We start from the raw sequence: 323 nt of genomic DNA, 5'->3' as shown, positions 1-323 counted from the left end.
GTCAGCTGCCCCTTCTCCGTCTGGACCTCGTAATTCGCCAGCTTGCCTCCCTGATCCGCGACGGTCGGGATAATGTCGTACTCGCCGACGACGCTGTCCGACGTAGCAGAAGTCGAATAAGATACCGGGAACGTATCCCCGTTGCGGAGACCGACACTGGTACTCGTGAAGACGGGATTCGAATCTCCGTATTCGCGTGTTTGATCATCGACCGTCACCGTAAAAGGCGCCTTGGAGATCGTCAGCTGCCCCTTCTCCATCTGGACCTCGTAATTCGCCAGCTTGCCTCCCTGATCCGCGACGGACGGGATAATGTCGTACTC

At 57.6% G+C, this 323-nt stretch carries 1 protein-coding gene; it reads right to left on the bottom strand.

Annotated elements, in window-relative coordinates:
• A partial coding sequence (locus tag PAT3040_RS36655; RefSeq protein ID WP_181376346.1) for an MBG domain-containing protein occupies positions 1–323 on the bottom strand: 323 nt, incomplete at both ends.

It is taken from the genome of Paenibacillus agaridevorans, assembly GCF_003112455.1.
In the GTDB taxonomy this organism is placed as follows: domain Bacteria; phylum Bacillota; class Bacilli; order Paenibacillales; family Paenibacillaceae; genus Pristimantibacillus; species Pristimantibacillus agaridevorans.
This window is presented reverse-complemented; position numbering and strand designations above follow the sequence as displayed.